The sequence below is a fragment of the Pseudomonas mosselii genome (genome assembly GCF_005796105.1).
GTDB lineage: Bacteria > Pseudomonadota > Gammaproteobacteria > Pseudomonadales > Pseudomonadaceae > Aquipseudomonas > Aquipseudomonas mosselii_C.
This window is the reverse complement of the sequence record NZ_VAUO01000001.1, coordinates 48,211-67,058: the sequence shown is the minus strand read 5'-3', so window position 1 is coordinate 67,058 and position 18,848 is coordinate 48,211. Positions and strand designations below refer to the sequence as shown.

Sequence of the window (18,848 nt, the reverse complement as noted above, 5' to 3'; positions counted from 1 at the left end):
AATCAAGCCAAGGGGGAAGCACGTGGATTGAGGTTGGGCCACTGCTCACGGGGTAGCGGCAAGGCCGGGGCATGGCCGAGCAGCAGCGCGGCGGGCCAGAAGCGCGGGAACAAGTGCTTGAAGTAGTCGCCGGCCAACAGTGCCTGGCCGGCGTGGCCGCAGCAGCAATCGCCAGCTTGCAGCTTGCTGTCGGCGTGATCGGCCAGTTCGGGCTGGTCAAGTTTCAGTTGCGCCAACAGCGACTTGGGCAAGCTCTGCACACCATGCAGGCTGCAAAAGCTGCCAAGAATCAGTGACGGCTCAACCGCCGGGGCGCGCAGGGAACGGTCGAGCGGCATCGCTAGCAGGTTGAATACCACTGCGAAACAGGCGAGCAGCCAGAGGTGAGTGCGAACGCGTGACAGCATGGACCGCCCCATGAAGTAAGGCGCGTATTAAGCCGCATCAGAGGCACTCTGTAAAAGTTCCAGCCCGTGCTATTTTGTCGCACATTCGTCAGAGATATTGCGCCGGGGCTAGGCTCAGGCGTGGCGAGCGGCAATTGAAAACGCTCACACAGTTTGTGGGCGAATCGCCATCATCAGCTTGGCATAATGCAAGCATTCCCTACCGCCCTAGATCAGCCACTGCCCGATGACTGCCTTGTTCGTTGTCCTGCTCGCCAGCCTACCCAGCCTAATCCTGCTGTGGATCCTGCATCGTCACCGCCAGCAACAACGTACCCTGCTGGCGACGCTGGACGTGGGCCTCGTGCAGCGGGCGGGTGATGGCCGGGTGCTCTGGCACAACCCGGCTGCGGCTGAACTGCTTGGCTGTACCCGTACCCCATTGCGCGGCCAGTGCCTGCAAGAGCGTCTACCGCACATGGCTGCCCCCACAGGCTCAGTGCAAGTCAGCGGTGATGACGGCCAGCCGCGCGCCCTGCACATCACCCAGCAAGGCAGCACCCATGCCAGACATTGGCTGCTGATCCGCCCGCTGCTGGTCGACGCCGAACGTTTCCAGCGCAGCCAGTATTTCGCCCGAATCGGGACCTGGGACTGGGACATCGACACCAACCGCTTGTACTGGTCCGATGCCATCTACGGCATGTTTGGCTATTCGGCCAACGAAGTGACACCGAGCTACGAACTGTTTTGCAATGCGGTTCACCCGGATGATCGCGTGCGCGTGCGCGCCGGTGAATTGCGCTGTATCGAGACCGGTGAGAATCACGATGAAGAGTATCGGGTAGTCTGGCCGGACGGCACGCTGCACTGGCTTCGCGAAACCGGCAACGTAGTCAAGGACGAACGCGGCACGCCGATCAAAATGATGGGCGTGGTGCGTGATATCACCGAAGAAAAAGCCTGGGCCAATCAGTTGCACCGACTGGCACATCACGACCCGCTGACCGGCCTGCCCAACCGCCTGGTGTTCGAACAACGCCTGGAGAGCGCCTTGCTCTTGGCCAAGCGCAATCACAGCCGTGTTGCGCTGGCCTTCATCGACCTGAACGGTTTCAAGGCCATCAACGACAGCCTCGGCCACGCAGCCGGCGATCAGGTCCTGCGTATGACCGCGACCCGCCTGCATGGTGCACTGCGCAACGCCGACAGCGTGGCGCGCCTGGGGGGCGATGAGTTTGTCACGCTGCTCGAAGGCTTGCCTACCGATCGCCTCCCCGAGGACGAGGCACGGGTAATCGCCGAGCGCTTGCTCGGGGCACTGGAGGCGCCGATACGCCTGGGCGACGCGCAGCAACGGGTCGCCGTGAGCCTGGGCATCGCCCTGTTCCCCGATCACGCGCAGACCCGCGACCAACTGATCCACGTCGCCGATCTGGCGATGTACGAAGCCAAGCGTAGCGGCGATAACCAGTACCGCCTGGGGCAGGCGCAGGCCCTGCGCGCCCGCAACGGCTGAGGTGCAAACGCCTAGGAACGAGGCCTTGCAGCCTCACGCACGCACACTGTAGACGGCCAGGCCTGCCAGTGCGCAGGCCAGCAGCACCTGAATCACACCGCGCCTGAAGCGTACCAACGCAAGCATGGCGGCACCTGCGATCAGCGCAGCAGGCCAGTCGAACGCGGCATCCAAACCGTGCGGCCAGAGCACGTGGTAGCCAAAGAACAGAGCCAGGTTAAGGATCACCCCGACGACTGCGGCGGTAATCCCGGTCAGCGCGGCAGTGAAGGTCAGCGCGTCGTGGCTCGACTCCACCACTGGCCCACCGGCAAGGATGAAGATGAAAGACGGCAGGAAGGTGAACCAGGTGATCAGGCTCGCCGCGACTGCCCCCGCGAGCCAAGGGTGCTGCGCAGCGAACATCGGGTGCGCATAACCCCCAACGAAGCCGACGAAGGCAACCACCATGATCAACGGGCCTGGCGTGGTTTCGCCCAACGCCAGGCCATCGATCATCTGGGTTGGACTCAGCCATCCATAATGCCCGACCGCCCCTTGGTAGACATACGGCAGCACCGCGTATGCGCCGCCGAAGGTCATCAGTGCCGCCTTGGTGAAAAACCAGCCCATCTGCGTCAGGCTGCCCTCCCAACCAAACATCAACGTCAGCGAGCCCATGGGCAGTGCCCATAGCCCCGCTCCGACCACCAGCAGGCGAACCAACCGCCGCCAAGCGAAACGGGCGTGCTCCGGGATGGGCGTGTCGTCATCGATCAGCGCCGCCCCATAACCACGCTTGGCGCCCGCCTGCGCAGCGCCAAGGGTAAACGCGCCGGGGACCCAGCGACCGCCAAGGTAGCCGATGCTGGCGGCCGCCAGCACGATCAGCGGAAACGGCACGCCAAGGGCGAAAATGGCCACGAACGACGCCGCAGCCATTGCCCACAGCCAGCCATTTTTCAGGGTACGCGAGCCCATCCGGTAGGCGGCGTGGACGACGATGGCAGTGACCGCCGGCTTGATCCCATAGAAGATCCCGGCGACTACAGGAACCTCGCCAAAGGCCATATAGCCCCAGGACAAGCCGATCAAGATGAACAGCGAAGGCAACACGAACAATACGCCGGCAATCACGCCGCCCCAGGTGCGGTGCATGAGCCAGCCGATGTAAGTGGCGAGCTGCTGAGCCTCAGGGCCGGGCAGCAACATGCAGTAGTTCAGCGCGTGTAGAAACCGCTTCTCGCTGATCCAGCGCCGGCGCTCGACCAGTTCCTGGTGCATGATCGAGATCTGCCCGGCAGGCCCGCCAAAGCTGATGAAGCCTAACTTGAGCCAGAACCGCAAAGCCTCAAGCACAGCAATCGGCTGCACAGGCGCGGCCTGCGGCGGCGCCTTCAGAGTGCTGGGGCTATCAAGCATGCTGGGCATCCTCACGAGCAAAGACCGTCCGACCTTGAGCGGGTCGAATCGGCTTGCAAAGGTACACCACCGACCTGCCCCCTCAAAAGCGCCGACGCGCCCAACACGATGGCCGGGCGCGTCGTTACAACGCGGGTTACCGAGACGTGCTCGGCCTCTAGAGGCCGTAATCGGTTTTACCCAACACACGACAGTAGGACGCCACCGGGAAATTCGACAGTTGATCGAAGCTGTCGCCAGCGTAGCCGAAAATCTTGCCATCGCTACGGTGGTGCTGCATGTCGATCATCACCAGGCCAAGCGTGGGTACGATCTTCTCGCGCCAGACGAACAAATACAGTTCGTCGGCGATTTTGTAGTAATGGCAGCGATCAGTGTCGCACAGGCCTTGCTCCACCCCTTTGATGCAGTGCCAGGTGTAGAAATCATCATTGAGGTAGATATGCTCATACACCTCTGTCGGGCTGTAGCGGTACAGGTTGCGGATGCCCACCAACGCTGAGGTCGGTGCATGTGGGCATGCACCGGTTACCCAAGGTCGATCAAGGCTTCCGTGGTAGAACTCAACCTGAACGCCGGTCAGTTGCTGGCCAGCCAGGGCGCGAGCATACAGGCCTTCACTGGCTTGCTCAGCGTCAGGCAAGGTCGCAATGACAGCGGTGAAGGACTGAGTGAGCGTATCGAGCACCAGGCTCACAGAGTAGTCGTTGCCACGTTCATGCTTGAGGAAGTCAACCAGGTAGATGCCGGGCCGTACCGACGTGGCCCGATACGCTGCACGACCTGTGCAGTCATCACCCGCTTGAGCCCAGCTGACGTACTGCGCGTCAAAACGATGATCGATTTGCCAACCGTTTTCGAAGCACAGATTGAAACGCTTGCCTGCCAGATCTGCCAGGTTCGGCAAGATGAACGCTTGCGTCGCGAATCCGTCAGCGAGCGCGCCAACGGTGATCCAGTCGTGGTGTGAGTTCATGGGGGCCTACCTGCTGTGATGGAAGTGCCGCCATGCTGCCTGGCGTGATGCCGCGCGGGTATCAACCAGAGGGTTGAGTGCCAGGATTCAACCGGGCAGGTAGGCTCGCGACATTGCGGCGTCGCTCGCGCAGATCACCTCACGAAGAGCCGGGCGACGAGTTCCGTGCGGCTGGCCACCTGCAACTTTCGGAAAAGGTTGATCAGATGCGTCTTGACTGTCGCAAGCCCGATACCCAGCGCACGCGCCAGCACCTTGTTGCTCGCGCCGTCACGCAGCAACAAAGCGATCTGCTGTTCTCGGGCGGTAAGGCTGTCGAACAGCGCGTTGTCCGGGGCAAGACTGCGCGCGGCCAATTGCATCAACCCCTGCAAGGACCGCAAGTTGGCCTGCTCCTGCGGGCTGAAGGCGCATGTTCCTGCCATGCGAAACAGCGAGATCCCTGCTACAGGGCAGGCGCCATCCATTGCAATCACCTCAACGACATCGACGACTGCGTGCCGCTGCAAAAATCCCAGGTAAATCGCGTTGTCCGTCGAAGGCCGGCGGTGCAGCCCTTGGTGGAGAGTCATCACCGTGCACCCTGCAGCTTCGCACGCAAGGGGACTCAGCGGATCGAGGTCGCGGTAATGCTCAAGGTATCGCTCATGCATGCGTGGCTGCATGCCACGCAGTTGGAAATCATGGGCTTCACGTTGCGCGTTGATACGGTAAACAGCAGCAAGGGCGTCAGGGACGAAGTGACTGAAGGCGCCAAGGCATTGCTGGGCAAAATCGTGGAAGCTGGTCGGATACATGGGTCCTCCTCACCGATACCTGGGCCAGGCGGCCGCTGCGCTTTCTAGCTCGCAGCTCCACTGACTGTATGCACGCTGCATGCCTCAGGTCTTGTACTTGCCTGCCAGCGAGCTTGCACCGCTGGACATTCCCCACAGCGCAGCGCACGCAAGGACTTTAGTGCAATTGCTCACAACGCCGTGAATTGGTTAGCCTGTCTGCGCAGGCGCACCGGCGACCTTGGAGCGACACGTTGCTGCAAGTGAGTCGAGCACCCGGCAGGGCCTGACTTGCCCAGTGAGGCAGGCGCAGGTGACGCGTCGGGCGGGATAGGCTGAGGCGGCAAATGCTGGAGAAGTCATGAAAAGGAGTGCGCACAATGCTGCCTGACGCCGGATTCTATACCGCTCGAGGAAGACGAATTGCGCGCATACGCGGCAAGGTAGGCTTGTCCTTCGTCGCAGCGCTCTCGTTTCTGGCGGGCATGACAGACGCCGTAGGTTTCACCGCAACGGGCGATTTCGTCTCATTCATGAGCGGCAATACCACGCGACTTGCCGTGTCGATCAGCCAGGGCGACCTGCACACCACCTTCAGTATCGCCACGCTGATCGCGGCGTTCATCGCGGGCAATGCCCTGGGCGTGATCATCGCGCGCTGGGTGGGCCGACGGTCTTGGCCGTTGCTTGTGAGCGTAGCCGCGCTCCTGGGCCTTGCAGCGGCGATACCTGCGTCGCTGATTGCGCTGATAGGCGCCGTGATCGCGATGGGCATGATCAATGCGGTCGTGGAAGAGGTCAACGGGCTGCCAATCGGACTGACCTACGTGACCGGCGCCCTGTCCCGCTTCGGGCGGGGCTTAGGCCGATGGTTACTCGGCGAGCGCAAGCCTGGCTGGCGGGTACAACTGGTGCCTTGGCTTGGCATGTTGCTGGGCGCGGTGGCCGGCGCGCTGGTTCAAAACCAGTTCGGCACCGCCGCCCTTGCGATCAACGGATTGGTTGCAGCGGGGCTAGCCGGCGCTTCGCTCATCATTCCGCGCAGTTGGCAAAGGGCATACATGCGTTGATGCACAGGGTTCGCGAAGCGGTTCTTCCCGCCGAACCCTTCGTGCGCTTGCCCTGAACATCAGCTCCGCGTGCGCTGACTGCCCAGATGCAGGGCCTGAGCCACGCATGCGTCACGCGCCCCGTAAGAATCAGTAACATTTTGAGGAAGCCGTGGCCAGGCGTTTTCACACAATGCTGACATTGAAGCAGGCAAATTCGCGTTGCTTCGATACGTTCTGTTCAACCCGCCCCAGCTGGCGGGTTTCTTTTTTTGGGCCGCCGCCCGGCGCGGCAGGTCACACTTGCGCCCCGCACGACCACCCGCTCGCAAACAGACCCGCGCCTGGGCTATCGTCATGCCTTTCTTTCCTACGCTAGGCCCGTCAGCATGCGCATTGTCATCCCCGACGACTACCAGCACGTGATCCACACCCTCGACTGCTTCAGCCGCCTCGCCGGGTATGAGGTTACGGTGCTGCATGACCGGCAACCCGCCTCGACCGACGAACTGGCCGAGCGCTTCGCCGACGCCGACGCCTTGGTGCTTACCCGTGAACGCACGCGCATCGACGCGGCCTTGCTAGCGCGCCTGCCCAAGCTCAAGCTGATCAGCCAAACCGGCAAGGTCTCCAGCCACCTGGACCTCGCCGCCTGCACCGCCCACGGCGTCGTGGTGACCGAGGGTCGTGGCTCGCCGGTGGCGCCGGCGGAACTGGCCTGGACACTGATCCTCAACGCTCGTCGACAGTTGGTCCCGGCCATCGATGCGTTTCGCCAGGGCCAATGGCAAGTCAACCTCGGCCAGGCTGTCGCCGGCCAAACCTTGGGGATCTGGGGCTACGGCAAGATCGGCCAGCGCCTGGCGCGCTATGCCCAGGCATTCGACATGCCGGTGCTGGTATGGGGCAGCGCGGCCAGCCGCGCCGCCGCCCAAGCGCATGGCCACCAGGCTGCGAGCAGTCGCGAGGCGTTCTTCGCCCAAGCCGATATCCTCAGCCTCAACCTGCGCCTGTCGGACACCACCCGGCATGCGGTGACCGCCACGGACCTTGGCCACATGAAGACCGACGCCCTGCTGGTGAACGTCAGCCGCGCCGAACTGATCGCGCCAGGCGCCTTGCTGCAAGCGCTCGACAGCGGACGGCCGGGCTTTGCGGCTGTGGATGTGTTCGAGCATGAACCGTTACTCGACCCCAACCACCCCCTGCTGCGCCATCCACGCGTACTGAGCACCCCGCACTTGGGTTATGTGGAGAAAAACGGCTACGAGCTGTATTTCGGGGATGCCTTCGACAATGTGCTAGCGTTCTTCGACGGTGCACCGACCCAGGTGGCCAATCCCGATGCCCTGAAGGGCCGGAGCGATTGCTGAAGGCGCGCAGGCCCGGCCCTGCAAAGGTCGAACCGATCGGCATCGCGGGGTATACTGGCCGACCCCGCCGCGCCCGAGCGGTGCGTTGTCCATTCTTGCAGGATGCACCATGTCGACCCAGCAACTGTCCCCCCTTCCCGATACCACCCTCAGCGCCACCCCAGCCCCGCTCAGTCAAGCCCTGAGCCAGCTGCAACACGCCGAAAATCGCTTGGCCGAGCGCGTCCGCGTGATCAGCAAAGCGTTCCTGATCGTCACCTCGGTGTTCTGCCTCGCGCTGCTGGTCAAATGGGTATGGGCCGGGCACTACATTGGTGGACCGATTCTGGCCGGGGTGATCTTCTGCCTTATGGGGTTCCTGTACCGCCCGGTCTCATTGCTCTGGCGTCCGCAGCAATGGGCGGTGGACAAGGCCTGGCGACAAGCCGATGAAGTACGACGCGAGGCGGGCAAAGCGTTCATGGCCAGCCAGGCCCTGGGCGCGTACCACTGGATCACCCGCGGCGGGCGTATGCTCGGCGTATTCCCCGACAGCCGTACGCTGTACCTGCTGGCCGCCGAGAGTGGCGAACAGCATGCCCTGATGGATGCCCCACGGGTGGTCAAGGCCGTGCGCGTCGATGAACAGGCCGTCACCAGCACCACCAGCAACACCACCACCAAACATGGCCGCCGCCATGTCTTTGGGTTCACCAATAGCTGGGGCATGATCGGCAGCGGCAAGTCGCGCTCCACGACCACCACCACCAGCAGCACCATGCGCACCTTCACCCTGCAGGTGCAGTTGCAGTGCGAAGGCCACCCGCCGTTCTGGGTACAAATGCCCTTCGCCGACAACTGGCAAGAGGCACAGAACTGGAAGCTGCTGATCGAGCAGACTATCGGACGGTAACAACCTGGCTTGCCATGGACGAACTGCGCAAGATCGACCTCAATCTGCTGCTGACCCTCAACGCGTTGCTGATCGAAAAGCACGTCACCCGCGCCGCGCTGCGCCTGCACCGTAGCCAGCCTGCGGTCAGCCACGCGTTGGCCCAGTTGCGCACGCATTTCGACGATCCCTTGCTGGTCCGCCAGCATGGACAGATGGTGCTCACCGCGCGCGCCCAGTCACTGGCTGGCCCCCTGCAAGAGGCCTTGGCCAGCCTCAACGGCCTGCTCGCCCCTGCGGCCTTCGACCCGGCCCTGGCACGGCGCCGGTTTCGCCTTTCGCTGTCGGATTACGCCTCACGCATCATCCTGCCACCGTTGGTGCGTTATCTGCGCCAAGCCGCGCCGGGCATCGACCTGGCCATCAGCCAGGCCAGTCGCGAGGTGATGATGGCGCAGTTGCAGGATGGCGAACTGGACCTCGCGCTGGGGGTCTTCGACGACGTGTCGGCCAACATCGTCGTGCAACGCCTGTTCAGCGAGGACTTCATCAGTGTCGCCGACAAAAGCACCCTCAGCGACGGTGCTCTGACTCTCGAACAGTGGCTGGCGCGCCCGCATGTGCTGCTGGCCATGCGTCCCGATGCCTTCGACGAAATCGAGCGCGCCCTGGCCGCGCAGGGGCTCAGCCGCCATATTGCGCTGGCACTGCCACATTGGAGCGCAGCGCTGGAGGTGCTACCCGGCACCGACCTGGTGCTGACCGTGGCCAGCCGCGCGGCAGCGTCGGTGGAGCGTTTCACGACCTTGGGCACCTTCACCCCGCCCTTTGCCAGCCCGCGTATCGCCTACCAGCAGGCTTGGCACACGCGTAAGCAGGATGACCCGGCCCACCGCTGGCTGCGTGAGGCGCTGTACACCATCAGCCAGCCGCAGCCGGCGTAAGCCCTACTGACCGGCCTGCACAGTCACGCTCGCAGGGGCCGATGCGCCAACGCCCTGTACCAGCAGCACGCCCCCCAGAATCAGCACGATCCCGACGACCTTGGCCCAGTTGACGGGCTTGCTAGCCAGCCCCATAAGGCCGAAATGGTCCACCACCACGGCGGTGATGATCTGCCCGGCCACCACCAACATCAGGAATCCGCCAGCCCCAAGCTTCGGCGTAAGCGCCGCCGCGCCCGCTACGTAGAGCGCGCCCAGTACGCCACCGATCCACAGCCACCAAGGCCCCTGCAAGGCCTTGCCCAGTGACGGCAGCGGTACGCGCAGCACCAGCAACGCCAATATCACCACCACGCCGCTGACCAGCAGCGAGGTCATGGCGCCCCACAGCGGATGGCCCAGCGCCTTGCCTACCGCCGCATTGCTGGCGGCCTGGAACGGTAGCGCCATCCCTGCCATGAAGGCCAGGCCGGCGGGAACAACGGTTAAAAGCGCGGTTTTGCTGAACATGGGTAGCCTCCGTGAGCGGGGAATGCGCACAGGATGCGGGATATGGATTTTCGATGGAAATCGAACCTGTGCACGCCCTGCATTCGCCAGACGAATAATCAAAAATACCTGCCACGGCCCTGCCGCGCAGCCAGCCACCGCACGCGCATCCGACACAAGGCCATCACTGCCCCATGGTGAAACCACCCCCGCCCTGTGTATGCTGGCCACGCTCCTGCCCCACGCCCCGGACTTCGTTATCCATGCCCGTTGACCTCAAAGCCCTTTATCCCCGGCTGATCCACCTGATGCTGGACACCGTGTTCGTGGTCGACCAGGACAACATCATCGTCTTCGTCAGCGATGCCTGCCAGGCGCTGCTCGGCTACACGGCCAGCGAACTCATCGGCACCCCGATCACCCGCTACATGCACCCTGAGGATCTCGAAGCCACCCAGGCGTCGATCATGCGGGTCATGAACGGCCAACCGCATTTCGACTTTCGCAACCGCTACCTGCGCAAGGACGGCGGTGTCGTGCATATTCTCTGGGCCGCCTTCTGGTCCGATGAGGTGGGCGCGCGTATTGGCGTCGCACGGAATGTCACGGCCCTCACCGAGGCCGAGCAGGAGCTGCGTTTTCTCGCGCACCACGACCCGCTCACTCGGCTGGCCAACCGTTCGCTGTTCAACCAGCGCCTGAGTGCCGCCCTGCAAGCCGCACAGCAGGAGCAGCAGCCACTGGCGCTGTTGTTCTTGGACGTGAACGGTTTCAAAGCCATCAACGACTTGCACGGCCACGCCTTGGGCGATCGCGTGCTGTGCACCGTCGCCCGCCGCCTGGAAAGCTGCGTGTCCACTACCGACACCGTGGCGCGCATGGGCGGCGATGAGTTCACCGTGCTGCTGACCGCCAGCGCCACACCCGCCGCGGTCAGCGAAAAGCTGGGGGAGATCCTCGCGGTCATGGCCGAACCCCTCGGGGATGAATTCGGCGGGCTGCCCATGCCGTCGTGCAGCATCGGCCTGGCGTGTTATCCGGCCGATGGCCGTGATGCCGACACCCTGCTCAGCCACGCCGATGGCGACATGTACCAAAAGAAGCGACGTCGCTACGCCGCGGGCTGACCACCTGCGCTCGAGTAGGCTGGCGAAGCTTGTCGATCCGGGCCACGCTCAAATCGACTATTCGGCACACACACCCGAGGAGCCCTCCCCATGCGCAAGCTCATCGTCGCCGCCTTCGTCACCCTCGATGGTGTCATGCAGGCCCCCGGCGGCCCCCAGGAAGACACCAGCGGCGGCTTCAGCTATGGCGGGTGGCTGCCGCCCTACGCCGACGAAGCCTTCGGCCAGGCCATGCAGGCACTGTTCAGCCAGCCGTTCGAACTGGTGCTGGGGCGGCGCACCTACGACATCTTCGCCGGCTACTGGCCACACGTGGCCGCCGAATCACAGAGCCAACCGATGGCCGAGCTGTTCAACCGCGTGGCCAAGCATGTCGCCACCCACCATCCCGAATCGCTCGCCTGGCACAACAGCCATGCGTTGGGCGCCGATCCTGTACAAGCGATCCACGCACTCAAGCAACAAGCGGGCACCACGTTGCTGACCCAAGGCAGCGCCGAGCTGGTCCGGCAACTGCTGGCGGCGGGGCTGGTGGACGAGTTGCGCCTGCTTATCCACCCACTACTGCTGGGCCCAGGCAAGCGCTTGTTCGGCGATGACGCCCAGGCTGCGGCGTTCACTCTGCGCGAGCCCGTCGTCAGCACCAGCACCGGCGTGCTGCTTGCCCACTATGTACGCAGCGGGCCAGTGCAGACCGGTTCGTTCGCCTGATCAGTCGAGCAGGCGCGCCAGGGCCTGGGCGAAGCCTTGGGGATCTTCGAGCATCATCAAGTGCCCGACACCGGCCAACACGCTGACACTGGCGGCCTGCTGCGCGGCCCAGTGCGGCATGTCCCAGCCTGCGCGGGAGTGTTCGCCGGCCAGCAGGTGCACCGGGGTCGCTGCGAATACCGCTTGCAGTTGCGCGTGGTAGCGCGCCGCACCGGTCACCGTCAGCACCGAGCGTGCCATGGCTTGCAAGGTGGTGGCCGGCTGGTGGGCCAGCCAGCGCTGGGCCAATGCCAGGCGCGGCGCGCTGGCAGCTATACCGGCGCCGCCCAGCCAAGCGCGGGGGTCTTCGCGAAAACCGTCGAGCATGGCCTCGGCTTGCTCGGCGTCCATACGCGCCACCGAAGCCGACCAGAACGCATCGTTCAAGGTGAAATTGCCCTCGATGCTCATCACGCTGGCCACCTGCTGCGGATAGCGCAGGGCATACAGCATCGCCACTACCCCGCCCACCGAATGCCCGACCAAATACACCCGCGCCACCTGGCGCGCCTGCAACTGGCGGTGCAGGTGCTGCACCTGGGCGTCGATGTCGATGCGTGCTGGCGGGATGCCTTGCAGGGCACCATAGCCAAGCAGGTCCGGGGCGATCAGCGCACGCGGTTGCAGGGCCGCGTGCAGCGCCGGGTGATCCAGACAACCAATCAAGCCATTGACCAGCACCACCGGAATGTCGAGTTCCATCGCCTGCCTCGCTACCTGCCAAAGGGAAGCCGCAGCATGGGCCGCGGCGCCCGGCTTGGGTAGCGGCGCTTGATTGCCCACGGACAATCCAGGCTTTGCCGCAACGCCCTTGTTTTTGCCGTAAGCTGTCAAGCCCGCCGAGCCGGCGAAGCCCAAAGGGAAGGATCCCGATGCCTGATATCCGTCGCGCCACCCAAGATGACGCCGAGGACGCCTACGCCATCCGCTGCCAGGCCATCCTTGCGCAATGCCCGCCGTTTTATGGCGCCCAGCTGGCGCATGCCTGGGCCCATGTGCCACACAGCGAAGGCTTCACCGCCTTGGTCGCCGAACACTTTCACCTCGCCTGCCTACAAGGCCAGAGCGTCGCCACCGGCATGATCGACCTGAACAGCGGCGAACTCGGCGCGTTGTTCGTGCTGCCAGGCTACATGGGACGCGGGATTGCCCGGGCCATGGTCGGGCACCTGGAAGCCATCGCCGTGGCGGCCGGGCTCGACGAAATCCACCTCGACGCGACCCTCAATGCAGCGCCGTTCTATCGGCGCTGCGGCTATGTGGGGGACAACCAAGGGGTCTATCACTCGCCCTCGGGGTTGCAAATGCTGTGCGTGCCGATGCGCAAGCAACTGGCCATGCCTCGCCGCTAGCGGCCTGCCGGGGCGTGCCCCGGCAACCTCGATAGTCACTATCGAGCGTGGCAATTTCTCAGCGCGCGGCGCACGCCATAACCTTTCCACATCGACTCACCGATCATGGAAAGCGCCCGATGAATACCACCGCCCGCCTGCTGCTCGCTGCCCTCACCCTCGTGGTATTCAGCGGCTGCGCCAATCACCCCGAACTGCGCCCTTATACCGCCGAGGAAAACCGCCAGTTGCAGCTTGAAGCCCTGCAACGCCAAGGCTTGAGCCTGGAAGAGTACGAGCAGCGCAGGCTGGCCGTGCTGCGCGCCGACAGCGAGCAGGCCCTGACCCAGGTCCAACCCGCCAACCTGGACGTACGCAGCTGAGGCGCCGCCTCAGACCCTCTGACAGGCCAAGCGCTCTTAGACCGTGGACCTTGAGCCGCAGTGGCGTGTGCAGGCCAATGCAGGTTTCCACCATAGACCCGCACCGCGCCGAGCACGCCTATTCACGCCCCAGGCTGTCAAGAAACCGCCCAACCGCTCGCCGGTCGTGCAGGCGCACCACCGGCACCTGCGGCCCCACGGCCTCACGTACCGCCTCGATGCCCGGGCGATAGGCCTTATCGAAGGTCCAGACGAACGTGAGAAACGTCAGAAACGCCCGGTCCAAGTGCTCCCGGCAGCCGTCCGGGCGATCCGCGCGCGGCCGGTCGAGCAGCGAGCGCAGCAGCACCCGCTGCATGCACAGCCAACGTGGCATGTCCAACCAGATCACCAGGTCGGCGCGTGGCAAGCGCAGGTCGAAGGTACGCCGGGCATAATTGCCCTCGCACACCCAGGTCTGCCCCGCCACTGCTTCGCGCACTTGCTCGCGAAACGTATCGGCATCTGGCTCTACCCAGCCGGGCGACCAGAACAAACGATCCAGATGCACCACCGACAACCCCAACCGCGCGCCAATGGCCCGGGCCAGCGTCGACTTGCCGGCGCCTGCGTTGCCCAAAATCACGATCCGCTGCATGTGCGCTCCCTCGCGGCAAAAAAGCCGGCGATTCTAGCCGCACCGGCATGGCACTGCCACCGGTATACTCGCGCCCTTTGCCTCTGGACCCGCCCACCATGCGCCAAGCCCTGCTCATCGTCGACGTGCAATCCACCTTCAGCCCCTCGGAAAAGCTGGTAGATGGCATCCGCGTGCTGTCGGCGAAAATCCCCACCGTCGCCTCCCTGGAGCTGCACGACGAGTCGGTCACGCCCTTCCAGCGCCAGCTCGGCTGGCACCCGGCCGGTGACGATAGCGTGCTGGTGGAGGCCGACAAAGTGTTCGTCAAGCATGGCTACGGGCAAACCGCCGAGGCCCTGGCCTACCTCAAGGACCTGGGCGTCGAACGTGTGCTGGTGTGCGGGTTGCAGACCGAAACCTGCGTACTGGCCGCAGGGTTTGCGCTGTTCGATGCAGGCTTGGCCCCGACACTGGTCACCGACCTGACCCAAGGCTCGTCGCTGGACCGCTCAGGGCAACTGGGTATCACGCTGTGGCAGCACCACTTCGGCCAGGTCACGACCGCCGCGCAGGTGCTGGCCGAGCTGGATGGATGAGCCAGGCGAAATATTAATTAAATTTAAATTGAATTTAGACTAACTCCAACACACCCTCGTCTGCACGATCCACTGCCACGTAGACCGCGCATGCCCACCCCTACCCGCGAACCGCGCAAGGATGGCGAAGCCACCCGCAAGCGCATCCTCGACGCCGCCGGCGAGCTGTTTGCCGCCCGCGGTTTCGCCGCGTCCAGCAACAAGGCCGTGGCCGCCCTGGCCGAGGTCGACCTGGCCTCGATCAACTACCACTTCGGCAGCCGCAACGGCCTGTACCTGGCGGTGCTGGACGAGGCGCGCCGACGCTTTCTCGACATCACCCACCTGCAGCGCATCGTCCAGGCGCCACAGCCTGCCAGCGACAGGCTGCGCACGCTGATCGAACAGGTCCTGCACAAGGCTGCCAGTGGCCGCGAAGGCTGGCACCTGCGGGTGCTTGCCGCCGAACTGCTGACGCCCAGCAGCCAGGGCCAGGCGCCTCTGCAAGGCGCGGCGCCACAGAAGCTGGCCCTGCTCAAGGGGCTGTTCAGCGAAATCAGCGGCATTCCCGCCGACGATCCGGCATTGATCCGCTGCATCCTCTGCGTCACGGCGCCCTGGGCGATGCTGCTGATCGGCCCGCGTGGCGGTGGCGGCGCCGTGCAACAGATCCTCGGCATGCCGCATGCGCAGGTGTGCGAGCAACTGCACCGTTTCGCCCTCGCCGGCCTACAGGACGCGGGTCGCCATCATGCCCGACACTGATACAGGCCAGCCCATGCCCAATACCACCGCTCCCCCCGTAGAGCACGATGCGCACCCACCGATCCCGCTGCTGCTCAGCGCCTTGCTGCTGGTGATGTTCCTCGCCGCCCTCGACCAGACCATCGTCTCCACCGCCCTGCCGACCATCGTCAGCGACCTGGGCGGCCTGCGCTGGCTGTCGTGGGTGGTCACCGCGTACCTGCTGGCGTCCACCGTGGTGGTGCCGCTGTATGGCAAGTTCGGCGACCTGTACGGCCGCAAGCGCGTATTGCAGGTGGCCATCGTGTTGTTCCTGGCCGGCTCGGTGCTGTGCGGCATGGCCCAGAACATGACCGAGCTGGTGCTGCTGCGCGCCCTTCAAGGGCTGGGCGGCGGCGGCCTGATGGTGGTGGCGATGGCGGCGGTGGGCGATGTCATCCCGCCGGCCGAGCGGGGCCGCTATCAGGGCCTGTTCGGCGGCGTGTTCGGCCTGGCCACGGTGATCGGCCCGTTGATCGGTGGGTTTCTGGTGGAACACCTGTCGTGGCGCTGGATCTTCTACATCAACCTGCCTTTGGGGCTGCTGGCGCTGCTGGTGATCGGCAGCGTGTTTCGCCCGCACGTGGCGCGGGTCAAGCATGCGATCGACTACTTCGGGGCGCTCTTCCTCACCCTGACCCTGTCTTGCGTGGTGTTGCTGACCAGCCTTGGCGGCAACCTGCTGCCCTGGGCCTCGTTGGATGTACTGTGCCTGGCGCTGTTCTGCCTGATCGGGCTGGCGGGCTTCATCTACGAGCAGCGTCGCGCCCTAGAGCCGATCATGCCACTGCACCTGTTTCGCCACCGCACCTTCGTGCTAGCTGGGCTGATAGGCTTCATCGTCGGCGTGTCGCTGTTCGGCGCGGTGACCTTCCTGCCGCTGTACCTGCAAGTGGTGAAAAACGCCACGCCAACCAGCGCTGGGCTACAGATGCTGCCGTTGATGGGCGGATTGCTGGTGGTGTCGACGATCTCCGGGAGGCTGATCAGCCGCTGGGGCCGCTACCGCGTGTTCCCGATCCTGGGCACCCTGCTACAAGCCGTCGCCCTGGCCCTGCTCAGCCGCCTCGACCTGGACACCCCGAGCGTGGTCATGAACCTGTACATGGGCCTGCTCGGCGCGGGCCTGGGCATGGTCATGCAGGTGCTGGTGCTGGCGGTGCAGAACAGTGTCGAGCCACGCCACATGGGCGTAGCCACCTCAGGGGCGACGCTGCTGCGCACCATTGGCGGGACCATCGGGGTATCGGTGTTCGGTGCGCTGTTCTCGCACACGCTGCTCACGCGCCTGGCAGACAGCTTGCCTGCCGGCAGCGTGCCCGCCAGCCTGTCACCGTCCCAGGTGCACGCCCTGGCCGCGCCCCAGCAGCAGGCTTACCTGCAAGCCTTCGCCGAGGCGATGCACGGGGTTTTCCTGAGCGCCTGCGCCGTGACGTGCCTAGCCTTCGCCCTGAGCTGGCTGCTGCGCGAAGTGCCATTGCGCAAGGGGTCGCGCTGAAGAGCCCCAGGCGCGCGCCTGGGGCTGGCAGGCACGTCAGACTTCCCGGAAGCTTGCCGTCTGGATGCCCGGCATACCTTGCGCGGTGCAGATCACCGAAATTTGCGGCTTGCCATTTTGTATCAACATATAGCGCTCGCCAACCTGAGGCCCATTCAGGGGTAGGCAGTTCGGGACGTCGTACAGGAACTGCCCGGTTTTAACATAGGGGTCACCGTTGGCAACCACGGTATCGAGTGAAGCGCTGTAGACTTGGGTCATATCGGATTCCTTCCTGTTCAGTTCAATTGAAGCAAACGCACCAAGCGCTTGCGGGGGTTAGAGTGAGCGTGTAGCAGCCAGGGTGTAAGTGTCGTTACCGTAACCTCGCCAAGGCCTCAACGATCAGCGGGGTATGGCCCTTCGCTGAAGGCGCTGATTGCAGGATCGTAATGCAGACTGGTCCTGTTGGAGCCACCCAGCATCACCTCGCGATAGCGCCCAAGCTGCAGGTTCGAGGATGCCGCCAACGCGTCCCCGGCACTGTCTGCGGTTGGCACTACGGGCCTGAGGATCGACTTCGGCAGCACACTGCCGGCACTGATTCCACTGCCCACCAGCACCCAGACCTGCGCTGTCGTGCGGGCGATGATCTGGGTCTGGAACATTTGCAGAATAAAAAAGTTGGTCGGCGACGGCTGTGTCGGCTTGCCTTGCGCGCGATCGTAGATATACCCCGCCATGCCGACCGTCACCGGCAACGCGTTGCGTGGCGCGTCGAAGTACACGCAGACATGTCCCTCGAACCCATCGCCATCGCCATTGATGCGTTGACCGTTGAAGCTGTAGATCTGCCCAGCCGCCACCTGCTGCGCCAAGCCAATCGCAATGACGCCCAGGGGTACCACCCGGCCATTGGCCACGTAAAGCTCGGCATCCAGCTCGAACAGCAGCGTGGTGCTGTCGGCTAACGGAGGATCCAGCGCCATCGCCACCACCACGGCATTGTCCTGCGATGCCGGCACCGGCAGCACGATCAAGATCTGCTGGTTGGCTTCGTAGAGGAACTGCCTGGCCTCATTGTCCAGGTACAAGGTCATCTGCAACGGCGCCGCCAGCACAGCCTGCACGCTCAGCACCACCCAGGCCAGCAGAGCGGCAGTCCATCGGACATAAGTCATCCGCTAAACCTCCTGCGCAAACGGAAAACACCCACATGCGCCCAGCGCATGTGGGTGTTCATTTCTTCAAGGTTGGTGCTCAACCGGCGGAGTTGATGATCACGCCGATGCTCGAGCCAGAACTCACTGGACTGACCGGTGCCGTGCCAGGCCGGTTAGTGATGGCGTAGGTGCTGGGCAGGATCTGCAGATCGTACTCGATGGTGCTGGCCGAGAACGAGAAAGTGCAGCCAGGCGCCGCCACATTAGCTTGCACGTTACCCGACTGCAGGTTCTGCTGGGCAGCCACCAGCAGAATGGTGTCCAGCGGCTTCATGACGATCGCCCCCTGCGGATTGAGCGTGAACGCACAGAACGGCAGGTACTGGGCGCCTTGAGGCGTATTGACAAGACCTGCCAGGCCAACGGTCAGCGGCGGCGTGCCGGCAGGACGATTGTTGTAAAGGCCCAAACTGTCGGCTGGAACATTGCCAACGCCGCCGGAAACGAAACTGCCATCGGCATTGAACGTCTGTGCGCTGCCCAGCGGCACCGCACTGGAGATGCTCTGCATCTGAATCGTGGTGTTGGCAGCGATGTTGGCCTGGGTGGTGATGTACAGTTTGTATAGCGGCTGATAGTCGATGTCCACCAAGCCGAACATGTTGCCGAACGGCACCGAGAACCAGGTTGGCACACCGCTGGTCAACTGGTTGGGCCCCACAGCCCCTTTGTAGCCCAACAGGTTATAGCCCTGTTGCTGCAACTGTGAGAGCACGGCCATATCGGCGGCCGAGGTGAAGTCGAATTCCATCGAGAACGTAGTCATTGTGTCACCTGTCGATCCTTAACACGTTTG

General features: G+C 64.0%; 22 protein-coding genes. 12 read left to right on the top strand and 10 right to left on the bottom strand.

The window, feature by feature from the left end; all coding sequences use genetic code 11:
- Positions 1 to 2: 2 nt before the first annotated feature.
- A complete protein-coding gene (locus tag FEM01_RS00320; RefSeq protein WP_138217298.1) occupies positions 3 to 407 on the bottom strand; it encodes a DUF2946 family protein in 405 nt (134 codons plus the stop codon).
- Between the two features lie 226 nt (positions 408 to 633).
- Between FEM01_RS00320 and FEM01_RS00315 the strand changes: the two genes are divergently transcribed.
- A complete protein-coding gene (locus FEM01_RS00315) occupies positions 634 to 1,905 on the top strand; it encodes a diguanylate cyclase domain-containing protein (RefSeq protein ID WP_171030878.1) in 1,272 nt (423 codons plus the stop codon).
- A gap of 33 nt (positions 1,906 to 1,938) precedes the next feature.
- Here the strand turns inward: FEM01_RS00315 and chrA are convergent, their stop codons facing one another.
- The 3 genes from chrA to FEM01_RS00300 form a co-directional block, all read right to left on the bottom strand.
- A complete protein-coding gene (gene chrA, locus FEM01_RS00310; RefSeq protein WP_138217297.1) occupies positions 1,939 to 3,306 on the bottom strand; it encodes a chromate efflux transporter in 1,368 nt (455 codons plus the stop codon).
- 157 nt (positions 3,307 to 3,463) lie between these two features.
- Positions 3,464 to 4,282, bottom strand: coding sequence for a molybdenum cofactor biosynthesis F family protein (locus FEM01_RS00305; RefSeq protein WP_138217296.1), 819 nt, complete (start codon positions 4,280 to 4,282; stop codon positions 3,464 to 3,466).
- Positions 4,283 to 4,416: 134 nt separating this feature from the next.
- Positions 4,417 to 5,079 (bottom strand): helix-turn-helix transcriptional regulator, encoded by a 663-nt coding sequence (locus FEM01_RS00300; RefSeq protein WP_138217295.1) that lies wholly within the window; start codon positions 5,077 to 5,079, stop codon positions 4,417 to 4,419.
- A 359-nt stretch (positions 5,080 to 5,438) separates the two neighbouring features.
- Here FEM01_RS00300 and FEM01_RS00295 point away from each other — a divergent pair, with 359 nt between their 5' ends.
- From FEM01_RS00295 to FEM01_RS00280, 4 genes are all read left to right on the top strand, one after another.
- The gene (locus FEM01_RS00295) at positions 5,439 to 6,128 is read left to right on the top strand and encodes a YoaK family protein (RefSeq protein ID WP_138217294.1); all 690 of its coding nucleotides are present in this window, start codon (positions 5,439 to 5,441) and stop codon (positions 6,126 to 6,128) included.
- A 368-nt stretch (positions 6,129 to 6,496) separates the two neighbouring features.
- The gene (locus tag FEM01_RS00290) at positions 6,497 to 7,480 is read left to right on the top strand and encodes a D-2-hydroxyacid dehydrogenase family protein (protein WP_138217293.1); all 984 of its coding nucleotides are present in this window, start codon (positions 6,497 to 6,499) and stop codon (positions 7,478 to 7,480) included.
- Positions 7,481 to 7,589: 109 nt separating this feature from the next.
- On the top strand, positions 7,590 to 8,372 hold the full coding sequence (locus FEM01_RS00285) for a hypothetical protein (RefSeq protein WP_138217292.1): 783 nt from the start codon (positions 7,590 to 7,592) through the stop codon (positions 8,370 to 8,372).
- Between the two features lie 14 nt (positions 8,373 to 8,386).
- Positions 8,387 to 9,295 (top strand): LysR family transcriptional regulator, encoded by a 909-nt coding sequence (locus FEM01_RS00280; protein WP_138217291.1) that lies wholly within the window; start codon positions 8,387 to 8,389, stop codon positions 9,293 to 9,295.
- Positions 9,296 to 9,298: 3 nt separating this feature from the next.
- Here FEM01_RS00280 and FEM01_RS00275 read toward each other — a convergent pair whose 3' ends face one another.
- Complete coding sequence (locus tag FEM01_RS00275; protein WP_138217290.1) at positions 9,299 to 9,805, bottom strand: DMT family transporter; 507 nt, start codon at positions 9,803 to 9,805, stop codon at positions 9,299 to 9,301.
- A 242-nt stretch (positions 9,806 to 10,047) separates the two neighbouring features.
- On the opposite strand from FEM01_RS00275, the gene FEM01_RS00270 reads away from it, so the two are divergent.
- Both FEM01_RS00270 and FEM01_RS00265 read left to right on the top strand, forming a co-directional pair.
- Positions 10,048 to 10,911, top strand: a complete 864-nt coding sequence (locus tag FEM01_RS00270) for a sensor domain-containing diguanylate cyclase (protein WP_138217289.1) — start codon at positions 10,048 to 10,050, stop codon at positions 10,909 to 10,911.
- Positions 10,912 to 11,001: 90 nt separating this feature from the next.
- Positions 11,002 to 11,622, top strand: coding sequence for a dihydrofolate reductase family protein (locus FEM01_RS00265; protein ID WP_138217288.1), 621 nt, complete (start codon positions 11,002 to 11,004; stop codon positions 11,620 to 11,622).
- Here the strand turns inward: FEM01_RS00265 and FEM01_RS00260 are convergent, their stop codons facing one another.
- Positions 11,623 to 12,363, bottom strand: a complete 741-nt coding sequence (locus FEM01_RS00260; protein ID WP_138217287.1) for an alpha/beta fold hydrolase — start codon at positions 12,361 to 12,363, stop codon at positions 11,623 to 11,625.
- A 170-nt stretch (positions 12,364 to 12,533) separates the two neighbouring features.
- Between FEM01_RS00260 and FEM01_RS00255 the strand changes: the two genes are divergently transcribed.
- On the top strand, positions 12,534 to 13,013 hold the full coding sequence (locus tag FEM01_RS00255; protein WP_138217286.1) for a GNAT family N-acetyltransferase: 480 nt from the start codon (positions 12,534 to 12,536) through the stop codon (positions 13,011 to 13,013).
- Positions 13,014 to 13,132: 119 nt separating this feature from the next.
- Entirely contained in the window at positions 13,133 to 13,375 is a 243-nt protein-coding gene (locus FEM01_RS00250; protein ID WP_138217285.1) for a hypothetical protein, read from the top strand.
- Between the two features lie 118 nt (positions 13,376 to 13,493).
- Here FEM01_RS00250 and FEM01_RS00245 read toward each other — a convergent pair whose 3' ends face one another.
- A complete protein-coding gene (locus FEM01_RS00245; protein WP_138217284.1) occupies positions 13,494 to 14,012 on the bottom strand; it encodes an AAA family ATPase in 519 nt (172 codons plus the stop codon).
- A 98-nt stretch (positions 14,013 to 14,110) separates the two neighbouring features.
- Here FEM01_RS00245 and FEM01_RS00240 point away from each other — a divergent pair, with 98 nt between their 5' ends.
- From FEM01_RS00240 to FEM01_RS00230, 3 genes are all read left to right on the top strand, one after another.
- A complete protein-coding gene (locus tag FEM01_RS00240; protein WP_138217283.1) occupies positions 14,111 to 14,590 on the top strand; it encodes a cysteine hydrolase family protein in 480 nt (159 codons plus the stop codon).
- A 90-nt stretch (positions 14,591 to 14,680) separates the two neighbouring features.
- Entirely contained in the window at positions 14,681 to 15,334 is a 654-nt protein-coding gene (locus tag FEM01_RS00235; protein WP_138217282.1) for a TetR/AcrR family transcriptional regulator, read from the top strand.
- Positions 15,321 to 16,850, top strand: a complete 1,530-nt coding sequence (locus tag FEM01_RS00230) for an MDR family MFS transporter (RefSeq protein ID WP_240791692.1) — start codon at positions 15,321 to 15,323, stop codon at positions 16,848 to 16,850. The genes FEM01_RS00235 and FEM01_RS00230 overlap by 14 nt, the downstream gene beginning before the upstream one ends.
- A gap of 36 nt (positions 16,851 to 16,886) precedes the next feature.
- Here the strand turns inward: FEM01_RS00230 and FEM01_RS00225 are convergent, their stop codons facing one another.
- The 3 genes from FEM01_RS00225 to FEM01_RS00215 form a co-directional block, all read right to left on the bottom strand.
- Entirely contained in the window at positions 16,887 to 17,111 is a 225-nt protein-coding gene (locus FEM01_RS00225; RefSeq protein WP_138217281.1) for a hypothetical protein, read from the bottom strand.
- A gap of 116 nt (positions 17,112 to 17,227) precedes the next feature.
- Positions 17,228 to 18,010 (bottom strand): hypothetical protein, encoded by a 783-nt coding sequence (locus tag FEM01_RS00220; protein ID WP_138217280.1) that lies wholly within the window; start codon positions 18,008 to 18,010, stop codon positions 17,228 to 17,230.
- A gap of 79 nt (positions 18,011 to 18,089) precedes the next feature.
- Positions 18,090 to 18,818, bottom strand: a complete 729-nt coding sequence (locus FEM01_RS00215; RefSeq protein ID WP_138217279.1) for a hypothetical protein — start codon at positions 18,816 to 18,818, stop codon at positions 18,090 to 18,092.
- Positions 18,819 to 18,848 lie beyond the last annotated feature (30 nt).